Annotated in this window: 11 protein-coding genes; 8 read left to right on the forward strand and 3 right to left on the reverse strand. The window is 40.0% G+C overall.

The genetic code is table 11. From position 1 onward, the window contains the following. Positions 1-104 precede the first annotated feature (104 nt). Positions 105-548, forward strand: a complete 444-nt coding sequence (locus ABF638_RS34765) for a GNAT family N-acetyltransferase (protein ID WP_435027348.1) — start codon at positions 105-107, stop codon at positions 546-548. A 72-nt stretch (positions 549-620) separates the two neighbouring features. Here the strand turns inward: ABF638_RS34765 and pirA are convergent, their stop codons facing one another. Next, a complete protein-coding gene (pirA, locus tag ABF638_RS34770; RefSeq protein ID WP_176727237.1) occupies positions 621-776 on the reverse strand; it encodes an arginine synthesis PII-interacting regulator PirA in 156 nt (51 codons plus the stop codon). 111 nt (positions 777-887) lie between these two features. Here pirA and ABF638_RS34775 point away from each other — a divergent pair, with 111 nt between their 5' ends. From ABF638_RS34775 to ABF638_RS34785, 3 genes are all read left to right on the forward strand, one after another. Further along, positions 888-1,691, forward strand: a complete 804-nt coding sequence (locus ABF638_RS34775; RefSeq protein ID WP_435027349.1) for an SAM hydrolase/SAM-dependent halogenase family protein — start codon at positions 888-890, stop codon at positions 1,689-1,691. A gap of 147 nt (positions 1,692-1,838) precedes the next feature. Continuing rightward, positions 1,839-2,495: a DUF2301 domain-containing membrane protein gene (locus tag ABF638_RS34780; RefSeq protein WP_435027350.1), complete on the forward strand. Its 657-nt coding sequence runs from the start codon at positions 1,839-1,841 to the stop codon at positions 2,493-2,495. After that, the gene (locus ABF638_RS34785) at positions 2,495-3,184 is read left to right on the forward strand and encodes a YdcF family protein (RefSeq protein ID WP_435027351.1); all 690 of its coding nucleotides are present in this window, start codon (positions 2,495-2,497) and stop codon (positions 3,182-3,184) included. Before ABF638_RS34780 ends, ABF638_RS34785 begins: the two co-directional genes overlap by 1 nt. Positions 3,185-3,363: 179 nt before the next feature. Here the strand turns inward: ABF638_RS34785 and ABF638_RS34790 are convergent, their stop codons facing one another. Then, on the reverse strand, positions 3,364-4,422 hold the full coding sequence (locus ABF638_RS34790; RefSeq protein ID WP_435027352.1) for an alpha/beta hydrolase: 1,059 nt from the start codon (positions 4,420-4,422) through the stop codon (positions 3,364-3,366). A 512-nt stretch (positions 4,423-4,934) separates the two neighbouring features. Between ABF638_RS34790 and dprA the strand changes: the two genes are divergently transcribed. The 3 genes from dprA to ABF638_RS34805 all read left to right on the forward strand — a co-directional run bounded on the left by dprA (position 4,935) and on the right by ABF638_RS34805 (position 8,016). Beyond that, a complete protein-coding gene (gene dprA, locus ABF638_RS34795) occupies positions 4,935-6,053 on the forward strand; it encodes a DNA-processing protein DprA (protein WP_435027353.1) in 1,119 nt (372 codons plus the stop codon). Between the two features lie 183 nt (positions 6,054-6,236). After that, positions 6,237-7,343: a saccharopine dehydrogenase family protein gene (locus ABF638_RS34800; RefSeq protein WP_435027354.1), complete on the forward strand. Its 1,107-nt coding sequence runs from the start codon at positions 6,237-6,239 to the stop codon at positions 7,341-7,343. A gap of 286 nt (positions 7,344-7,629) precedes the next feature. Further along, positions 7,630-8,016, forward strand: a complete 387-nt coding sequence (locus tag ABF638_RS34805; RefSeq protein WP_435027355.1) for a hypothetical protein — start codon at positions 7,630-7,632, stop codon at positions 8,014-8,016. Positions 8,017-8,104: 88 nt separating this feature from the next. On the opposite strand, the gene ABF638_RS34810 is transcribed toward ABF638_RS34805, so the two are convergent. After that, entirely contained in the window at positions 8,105-9,379 is a 1,275-nt protein-coding gene (locus tag ABF638_RS34810) for a cation:proton antiporter (RefSeq protein ID WP_435027356.1), read from the reverse strand. 420 nt (positions 9,380-9,799) lie between these two features. On the opposite strand from ABF638_RS34810, the gene ABF638_RS34815 reads away from it, so the two are divergent. Beyond that, complete coding sequence (locus tag ABF638_RS34815) at positions 9,800-10,069, forward strand: hypothetical protein (protein ID WP_069069307.1); 270 nt, start codon at positions 9,800-9,802, stop codon at positions 10,067-10,069. The last annotated feature ends 144 nt before the right edge of the window (positions 10,070-10,213 follow it).

Raw genomic sequence — 10,213 nt, forward strand, 5'->3', positions numbered from 1 at the left:
CGTCTCATGGTCAGGCGATTAGCTATTTAACATTTACTTTACGAATCAGCTCTTAACTAAACCGGATTGTGGTATAAACTGCATTGAAGTGATGAGGACACTCAATGGAAGTTTTCTTAGCTAATATTAATCATATTGAAAGTGTTTCAGTACTATTTGATCGGTATCGTATTTTTTACAATCAGCCATCAAACCTTAAAGCTGCTAAAGAGTTTCTCAAAGAACGTTTCCAGAATAATGACTCGGTAATGTTTGCAGCTAATGATAATGGAGAATTAGTTGGATTTACTCAGCTTTATCCCAGCTTTTCTTCAGTGTCGATGAAACGAGTATGGATATTGAACGATTTGTATGTGGAAGAGTCGTATCGCCGCAAGGGAATTGCAAAGTTATTGATGAGTTTTGCGGAAAAATATGCAAAAGAAAGTGGAGCCATTCGAGTAATTTTAGCTACTCAAATTTCTAACATAACCGCCCAAAAACTCTATGAAGCGCGAGATTACATTAAGAACGAAGAGTTTTACCATTACGCTTTACCATTGCAGTAGTGGCATGATATGAAAACAAAAAACCCGCCGTAGCGGGTTAAACAACAAAACTATGAACGATGAAAACTTGATTTAACTGGAATATCTCATTTCAGCTTCCAGTTGACGAATCAGCTGTTCGTCGCCTTTTGCTCTGGCTATTTCCAAGCGATGCTCTAGGCTTTTTTGAATATTCGCTCTGTGAGTTTCTCGTGCTTTGCTCACACTTTGTAGTCTATTTTGATTCATAGTGATTACCTGGTTTAATTTTTCACTTTATTGTCTTGTCTTCTTAACATAACACATATTTTGTAGCTGTTGCTACAGAAAAATATATTTTTTATATAATTTTACCAAAAGATGTCCAAAAAGCAGATAGATCAACAACCACTCGTGACTTTACTAAGCGATTTCGGCGATCGCGATGTTTATGTAGGCATAATGAAGGGAGTCATAGCCCAAATCAACTCCAGACTGAGGGTAGTAGACTTAACACACCAAATTCCGCCGCAAGATATTGCCGCAGCCAGGTTTAGCCTAATGAATGCTTATCCCTATTTCCCAAAGGGAACAGTGCATATAGCAGTAGTAGATCCGGGTGTGGGAAGTAAACGACGAGCGATCGCAGTAGAATTTGCTCAAGGGTTTCTGGTAGGGCCAGATAATGGTATATTCAGCGGCGTACTCAGTCAAAGTCCAGCGCTCGCAGCCGTCGAACTCACAAATCTTAACTATTGGCGAACTCCTCAACCAAGCAAGACTTTTCACGGTAGGGATATCTTTGCACCAGTGGGAGCTAATCTTGCTAGTGGTGTCCCCCTCAAACAGCTAGGAAAAGAAATTGATCCAGCAAGTTTGGTCAAACTAGATATAGATAAGTGCAAGCAGACAACCAATGGTGTAGCGGGTTACATTCAATATATTGACCACTTTGGCAACCTAGTCAGCAACATTCCAGAGAGTTACGTCCAAGGCAAAACTTGGTGTGTGCAAGCCGCCGGGTTGAATATACCAGGCTGTGAAACTTACAGTGATGTCAAGGTGGGAGAGATAATAGCTTTAGTTGGCAGTCACGGCTGGGTAGAAATTGCCATTAATCGCGGCAATGCTCACTCACAGTTACAGATTAATTTACAAGATGCACTACAAGTCTTGTTTTTATAAGACTTGAATTGCAATAAAGCAACTGCTGAAAGACATAAGTTTAGAAATGGTGACATTAAGTTCGTTTCATTGCTCATAATAATAAAAGTAACCCTTGAGCAATTTCTTGTTGTACTCTACTAGAGAATCATCATTATATTCTTAACTATGACTACACAAACACTCTCGGCACCAGAAGTTTATCAAGGTCAGTTTGGGGAATTTACAATTACTCAGAGCGATCGCACTGGCGTAATTATCTACCGCGCTGGGTTAATGGTAGCAGCACTGAGCTTTGCCATCGGCAGCGCTTTGATTTTATTCAACAATAACCCGACCGTTTTCACCATACTGACACCTCTATATGCTTGTTTTAGTCTCGCCCTTGGTGTCAGTTTATTTACGATTCATATCTATATGGCGTCACTGCACCGAACTTTGCAAGTTTTTTGGGCGATCGGTACTATCACATCAGTGATATTGGCAATCTCTAGTAGTGAACCTTTGGCTCTTACTGTTTACAATCAGCCGATTACCTTATTCGGAGTTGGTTTTATCTTCGTTGCTTTGACAGGTATTTATTTTAAAGAGGCTTTTTGTTTCAATCGCCTGGAAACCAAAATATTAACCCCAATAGTACCGCTACTATTATTAGGACATTTGGTGGGAATCTTACCAACTCAGGGAGAAAGTATTTTATTAGGAATTTGGGCGATGTTATTTTTAGTGTTCGCCCTACGAAAGACAGTGCAAGAAATTCCTGCGGATATTGGAGATAAGTCTGTATTTACCTACTTAAAAGAACAACGTTTAGCTAAGGTTTAATGCAGGCAAAAAATCGTCGGTGTCAAAAATTTCCAAAAATCAAACTAATCAAACGCCAAGAAATGTGGACACTTACGGCTCAAGGGTGGGCGATTGCGATCGCTTTGATTGCTTATTTAATATTTTTCACTATTACTCATGTACACTCATTTCTTGCCGTAACTTCCCCAATCAAATCAGCACAAGCATTAATTGTTGAAGGATGGCTACCAGATTACGCTATAGAAGAAGCTTTGGCTGAATTTCAAAACGGTTCTTATTATCAAATAATTACTACCGGAGGCACATTAGGAAAAGGAAGTTATCTTACCGGATACAAGAACTTTGCAGAGGTGACAGCCGCCACTTTCATAAAACTTGGTTTAGAAACAGAAAAAGTGGTAGCTGTTCCGACACCTTTCGTGGTTAAGGATCGTAGTTATGCATCGGCTGCTGAATTTTATCGCTGGCTATCCAATTCAAATTTACAGATAGAATCAATTAATCTTTTTTCTTTGGATGTTCACACCCGTAGGAGTTGGCTAATTTTCAAAAAATTACTGAATCCTGATATCAAAGTTGGTGTGATTGCTGCCAAAACACAAGATTACGATCCAGAGAAATGGTGGGCTTCTAGCGCAGGTGTGCGGACAATTATTGATGAAGCGATCGCTTATGTTTATGCACGCTTTTTGGACTGGAAAGCCTAATAGTGATAATTCGTAATTCGTAATGACGCTCGATGACTCGCTAACGCTGCGCTAACGTAATTAGTAATACTCGCCAAGGACGAGAAGTAAGCTACGTAATTTGTAATTCCCCGACTTATTTGAGAAGTCGGGGGTCTATCTACTGAGCGTTTTATGTTTAATTAGGTTGACATACTTACTTACTTACTTAGTATTACTAATAATGCTTGCCGATAAATTTTTAGACCCTCTGCATTCAGATGGTCGCCATCACTGGTCAAATTTTCTTTAAGAACATTATTTTCATACAAGGGTGCTAGTCCTGCTGCTGCAACTGGCACTTTTTCTGTTTCAGCAACTTGATTAATCAGAACATTAATTTGTTCAACTCTAGAAAGTGGGGCTGCTACAGTTGGATCTGAGCTTGCTGCAACTGTTGAATAAAAAGCTGGAATGAGAAAAATCTCTTTATTTCCCATTGTTCGGACAAGTGCGATCGCCTCTTGGAGATTTTTGCTAAACAACTCATCACTAATTCCATACCAAGCATCATTTCCACCTATGGCAATAATAGCTTTTTCGCATTTCACCTTAGTAGGAATTAAACTTTTCAGTTGTTCTAATAATGAGATTGTACTCAGACCATTTAACCCAAAATTAAAAGTACCACTCCCAAGGGTATTACCAAGTCCAGCCGAAATAGAATCGCCAAACAAGCAACCGGAGAATTGTTTATCTTGGGCTGCGAGTGTCTGATATTGCAGTGCAATTTTTCCTAAAGGTGAAGTACTTACATTGTCCTTTGGTGGTGCATCAGCAGAACTAGAAGAAGAGTTTGCCATGCCAACTAGCCGGGAAATTTTTGACACGTCAACAACTAGTTGATTACTGGGATAAGCTTCTAGAAAGCTGGTTATACCTAAACCTTCTGGTGATTTTGATCCTAAAATCAGGGCAGATCGTAGGGCTTGTGTACTGGCTTGATCGCGACGAGCGATCGCACTAGAAGCAAAAGATAAAATTTGCTTGCCCATTCCTGTGTTGAGCAGCTTATCTAAAGCCACAATATCAAGAGACATTTTTACTTGAAGGGCATCTTGAAACTTCTGTTTCTCCTTAGCGCTTAGGTAATCTAGGAAAGATTGCAAATCGCTAGAAGCCTTTTGTGTCTTGTCATAGTTGCGTATATCTGCCACCGGGATCGATTGCTCAAACAATCCGTACCTGACAGTAACTTTTTCGGCTGCCAAACTAGGCAACAAACCAAGTCCACTATGCAGCAGTAAAAATATTAGGCACCCACATAGGCTTATTAGAAGACGATAGAAATATTTCATCACAAAATATAAAAATAGATAGTCAATAGTTAATAGTCAAGAGTCAAGGGTCAAAAGTCAAGTCGCTTTGCTCCAATTAAAAATTAAAAATTATTAATTAAAAATTGCAAGACGCTCTCTACGAGACGCTGCGCGTAGCTTGCTTCTCTGTAAGAGTACGCGGACTCGCTAACGCTGCGCTATCAGTGGGGGCTTTTACCCCAAATTAATTAATTAAAAATTAAGAATAATAATTTTTAATTAAAAAAAGGTCAAGGGTATAGCCATTTTCAATCCGGTGAGGTGCAGGTATGCAAATAGAATGCGACAAATAAACTATCTTGTAGAGACGCGATTCATCGCGTCTTCACCCAAGGATGTGTTGCAATTATTAATTGAATTGGTATGAGGTCAAATTTGGGAATACTCAATCCAGTAGGCGTGAGGATGGAACGGTGGTAGAAGAAGGTGCATATTGGCTAGCTTGGGCACAAATTTCTGGAATTGGCCCGGTATTATTGCGACGGCTGCAACAGCATTTTGGTACGCTGGCAACAGCTTGGAACGCTACCAAAGCACAATTGGGAGAAGTGGAAGGTTTTGGTTTGCAAACATTAGAAAAAGTAGTACAACAGCGATCGCGTTTGCAACCAGAACAACTATTCACCAAGCACCAGCAGGAAAACTCTCATTTCTGGACACCAGCAGATGCAGATTATCCCCGCTTACTGCTGGAAACTCCAAGTCCGCCGCCGATTTTGTACTATCGCGGTGAAGTCGAACTCCAAGAAAATCTCGGACAAAAACCGCTGGTTGGAATTGTTGGAACACGCCAACCCTCAGAATACGGTATCCGTTGGACTCGCCAAATTAGCACAGCTTTGGCTAAAAATGGCTTTACAGTTGTTTCTGGAATGGCAGAGGGAATTGACACAGAAAGCCACAGCGCTGCGATGAAAGCAGGCGGACGCACGATCGCAGTTTTGGGAACTGGTGTAGATGTCATCTATCCACATAAAAATCGGGATTTGTACCAGCAAATTTTGACAGCTGGGTTAGTCGTAAGTGAGTACCCGACAAAAACCCCACCCGATCGCACGCACTTTCCCCGTCGTAATAGAATTATTGCAGGCTTAAGCCGCGCCATCTTGGTAATGGAAGCGCCGTTAAAATCTGGTGCCTTAATAACAGCCACATACGCAAATGAATTTGGTAGAGATGTCTATGCGTTACCTGGAAGACTTGATGATTACCCCTCGCAAGGGTGCTTAAAGTTACTGAGTCAGGGAGCTTCTTTCATTCTTAAGGAACTAGATGAACTGTTAACAATGCTAGGAGCAATACCACAACTTGATGGAATCGAGGCTTCCACAGCACCAGAACAGTTAATTTTGCCAACTTTATCACCAGAACTACAAAGGGTAATGGATGCGTTCGCAAGTGAAGCTTTACCCTTCGATTTTATTGTCCAACAAACCAGTATGGCTGCTGGCTCAGTTTCCAGTGCTTTGTTACAGCTGGAACTTATGGGTTTCGTTTCGCAACTACCAGGAATGCGCTATCAAAAAAGTTAAGAGTTAAAAAACAACATTGTCCAAGCATTGCTCTTGAGGAAAACTTTGCGATTTACTGAATGTACGTCCCTGGTAACATCTTTGTAGCAGAAATTTCGTTAACTTGTATAAATCATACTTATAACCGATGGCAATCAGGACACAAAACTGATGAAATAGGGTTAGTGTTGCGAATTTGGAGTAATGACAGACAGCGTTTTAATTCTTGGTGGACGAGGGCGGATTGGTAGCAGTGTTGCTCAGGATCTAGCTACCCATACGCAGGCAAAAATTACAATTACTGGACGTTCTGCGGAGTTTGGAAGGGCTGTTCGCTTGTCTTCGGGAGGACAAGTACAGTTTTTGATATTGGACTTAGTAGAAGTTGACAAGCTGCGAGATGCGATCGCAAACTCTAACTTAGTCATACATTGTGCTGGCCCATTTCACTATCGAGATACTAATGTTCTCGAAACCTGTATTGCTCAAGGCGTTAATTATCTAGATGTCAGCGATCATCGCTCCTATACCAGCAAGGCTCTCAATTATCATGAACAAGCTGCTGCTGCTGGTGTGACAGCAATTATTAATACTGGTATTTTCCCTGGTATTTCTAATAGCATGGTACGTCAGGGAGTTGAACAATTTGATCAACCAGAAAAGATCCATTTAAGTTATTTAGTTTCTGGTTCTGGTGGTGCTGGCATTACAGTGATGCGGACAACTTTTCTAGGGTTGCAGTATCCTTTTGAGGCTTGGATAGATGGAAAATGGGAAATAGTCAAGCCTTACAGTGAAAGAGAAGTAATTGAGTTTCCATCCCCATATAGACGTAGCGGAGTTTACTGGTTTGATATGCCAGAAACCTTTACACTGCCCCATGCTTTCCCATCAGTAAAAACTGTAATTACTAAGTTTGGCTCTGTTCCCGATTTTTACAATCATCTAACTTGGATTGCGGCACACATTTTCCCCAAGTGGTTAATGCAGCGGCGTTACATGATTGAATTTCTGTCTCATGTCAGCCATTCAATGACAGATGTCACTAATAATTTTAGTGGGATTGGGGTAGCAGTTCGTTCAGAAGTTACAGGGCAAAAAAATGGTAAAACTGCTGTTTATTGTTCAACTATAGTACATGAAAATACAGCGATGGCTTCTGGTTGCGGCACAGGTAGTATTGCCCAATTATTGCTAGAAGGCAAACTCAATAAACCAGGTGTTTTTGCTGTGGAAGAAGCACTACCAACAAATTTATTTGAAGAGGCAATGCAAAGCCGAGGAATTAAAATTAATTACAGTTGGTTATAGCTTAATACGCTCGGATTAAGAAAAATAGTAGGTTGGGTTGAGCAATAGCGAAACCCAACTTACGCAGCTTAAGGTTTTCATGCCTAACTGAACCGTATTGGGGTTGGGGAGAGCTATTTAGGGTAAAGTCCCACTAAACTAAAATAAATTAACTATAACTAAAAATTAATATATCCTGCGGTAGAAGTAATAACTGTACTTAAACATTTAGTATGCCTGTGAGTCTTGAGTATCGAATCTATTTATACACCAAAAAGACTCATAAATAAGATAGGAGAATTTCTCAATGCAAAAAATTGTATTAGCTTTCAAACAAGCCTTTTCTAGTATTTTGCTTGCTGGCTTGATGATTTTCATCAGCTTGTCAGGTTTATTTATTGTCGGTCAGCAAGCTAGTTATGCAACTACTCTTGAAGAATTAAAGCTAATACCTCCAGAGTATAAACCGAATTCTGAAGAAAAAGTTAATCGTGCTTACGAATATGACCCAGGTGTTGGCGTTCGAGAAGAAGAACGACAAAAAGCTTATGAGCAAGCAAAAAAAGATTCAGCCAACCTTAATACTATTGAGAAGGCTTACGAAAGGAATTTGAAGGCTGAGAAAGAACAAAATCCTCCAGAAAGTTTTGGTGAAAAAGCGAAAGAAGTGATTGAAAAAGTGACAGGTAAATAGTTAATACAATTAAATTGTAGGTTGTGTAATCGCCGATAGTAAGCCACAAAAATTTTCAGGTGTGTTATGCCAATAACACACCTGAAATTTATGAAGTAGTTTTTGTTTGATTAGTAAGATTGTGCTCATACCACTTCATTAATGGAGTTGCACTAATTCCATGTAAAATCACAGAAACTACAATAGTAGTATAAGTTATCCAGGCAATTTGTTCAGCGGCCTCACCTTTTAAGCCATGACCAAATGCATAGGCGAGATAGTATAAAGAGCCAACACCACGAATACCAAACCATCCAAATAACAAACGAGTTCCTGGATGCATACTTCTACGGCGTGATTCTAGAGGGCTTTTACCGATTGTGCTAATCCAAACTCCTAAAGGTCTGATGATCAAAAATAATGAAATTATCACTATCAAAGATTGCACAGCATAATTGAGCATTGGTTGCAATAATAATATTGAACCCAATAGTAAAATTGTTCCAACTTCTAGCAGCTTTTCAAGTCGCTCAATAAATTCTAATTGTGCTAGCGGTTTTTCAGGATTTTTGTAACTGCGTTGGACGACTAACCCAGCTACAAATACTGCCAGAAATCCATAGCCATTAACTACTTCTGTTAATGAATAAGTTAGCAAAATTATACTGATGGCAATAAAATCTTCCATTATTTTATCGGAAGGGAGGCGCTTTTGAATTTTTTTATCAATCCAAACTATTGATTTAGCAACAGCAATTCCCATAATAATACCAACTGCGATCGCCCAAATTAAATCAACCGTAATCCACTGTTTAAACCAGTTACTCCAGTTATCATCTTCTAATGCATGAATGCCAAAATAAACAAAGGGAAACGCTAAAGCATCATTTAACCCACCTTCAGAGGTTAAACCAAATCTCAACTCATCTTGGTCGTTTATATTGGTCAGTTGTACTTCTGATGCTAAGACTGGATCTGTTGGTGCGAGAATTGCCCCTAATAAAATTGCTTCTCCCCAATTCATTCCTAAAAATAATTTACCTACAGCAGCCAAAGCAAAAATTGAAATTGGCATCAGAAAGACAATCAATCGTACCGTAATATCCCAAACCCTTAACCTTAATGGGCGAACAATTTTTAAGCCGCAGCTAAATACAGAAATAATTACTACAAGTTCTGTTATTCTCTCTAGTAATTCGGCGTTGAAAGCTTCATCTTGACGTAATTGAATTAGACCTAAACTATAAGGGCCTAGAAAAATGCCAACCAGTAGGTAGATAATCGCAAAAGAAAGAGGTAAGCGAGCAATTAAACCTGACGCTAATGTGACTATCAACAAAAGCAGACCAATCACAAATAGGTCAATAATATAGATATCTACCATATAGCAATTTACATAAAAATTAGGCGTTGCTTTGTAAGCTTAGTTGCAATAGCTTTGTATTAGGAATTACCTATGGACAGATTTTCAGGGATTAGGGACTGGCGACCAAATTGGCGAGGACGCACTTTGATTATTCGCCTCTGTGGGATCTAGCACGGCAATATCGCTAATACACCCCTCTGTACTACTAATGGTCGATTACCAATACGGTGTAGGGCTAATGGCAAAAATTTTGGGTTTTCGAGACGCGATAAATCGCCGTCTCTACAAGTGTTTTGGTCTATATCCCCTACTTTCTCACTCAGATATCGCCCATTTTAGTACAAATATACTATAATAGAGAGAGCGTCCACAAAGCCTAGCCAAATGCATAATGGCTCCGTGAAAACCTTCTGGAAGATGGATTCAAGGGTTAGTTCGATGATGAAGCATTATATTCTCAATCTCAATCCGACTGCCAAGCATGAATGGGATCGGTGTATTTTACGTGACCCGCTGACTGCCAAACGCCCAGACATTGCTAAACTAATTGCCGAAGCAGTTGGTGCTGATACAGGTAGTTATTTGGTGAGCGTGAATATCGAAGTTCAAGTTTTGCAGCAAGCCGCAGTACCTCAAGCTGAACAACTCTCGCTTTCATTTCCAGAAGTGAGTGTGCCGTCACAACCACAACTGCGGGAAGCGGCTTGATGCGATGCGTGCGATCGCCTAGAATATCTGCATTACTAAGTTCGTAGTCAAGACTAAAGTCCTGAATTTTTAAGCACTGAAGTGCTTAGGGTGGTCAGATCCCCGACTTCTTTAAGAAGTCGGGGATCTCGTAGCCCAGCAAAA

The organism is Nostoc sp. CALU 1950, from assembly GCF_051172895.1.
GTDB lineage: Bacteria > Cyanobacteriota > Cyanobacteriia > Cyanobacteriales > Nostocaceae > Nostoc > Nostoc edaphicum_A.

Bases quoted from the DNA above. Each gene is read 5' to 3' on its own strand.
- ABF638_RS34810 (WP_435027356.1), bottom strand. From the start codon at position 9,379: ATGGTAGATATCTATATTATTGACCTATTTGTGATTGGTCTGCTTTTG.
- ABF638_RS34805 (WP_435027355.1), top strand. From the start codon at position 7,630: ATGCAAAAAATTGTATTAGCTTTCAAACAAGCCTTTTCTAGTATTTTG.
- ABF638_RS34775 (WP_435027349.1), top strand. From the start codon at position 888: ATGTCCAAAAAGCAGATAGATCAACAACCACTCGTGACTTTACTAAGC.
- ABF638_RS34780 (WP_435027350.1), top strand. From the start codon at position 1,839: ATGACTACACAAACACTCTCGGCACCAGAAGTTTATCAAGGTCAGTTT.
- pirA (WP_176727237.1), bottom strand. From the start codon at position 776: ATGAATCAAAATAGACTACAAAGTGTGAGCAAAGCACGAGAAACTCAC.
- ABF638_RS34800 (WP_435027354.1), top strand. From the start codon at position 6,237: ATGACAGACAGCGTTTTAATTCTTGGTGGACGAGGGCGGATTGGTAGC.
- ABF638_RS34815 (WP_069069307.1), top strand. From the start codon at position 9,800: ATGATGAAGCATTATATTCTCAATCTCAATCCGACTGCCAAGCATGAA.
- ABF638_RS34765 (WP_435027348.1), top strand. From the start codon at position 105: ATGGAAGTTTTCTTAGCTAATATTAATCATATTGAAAGTGTTTCAGTA.
- ABF638_RS34785 (WP_435027351.1), top strand. From the start codon at position 2,495: ATGCAGGCAAAAAATCGTCGGTGTCAAAAATTTCCAAAAATCAAACTA.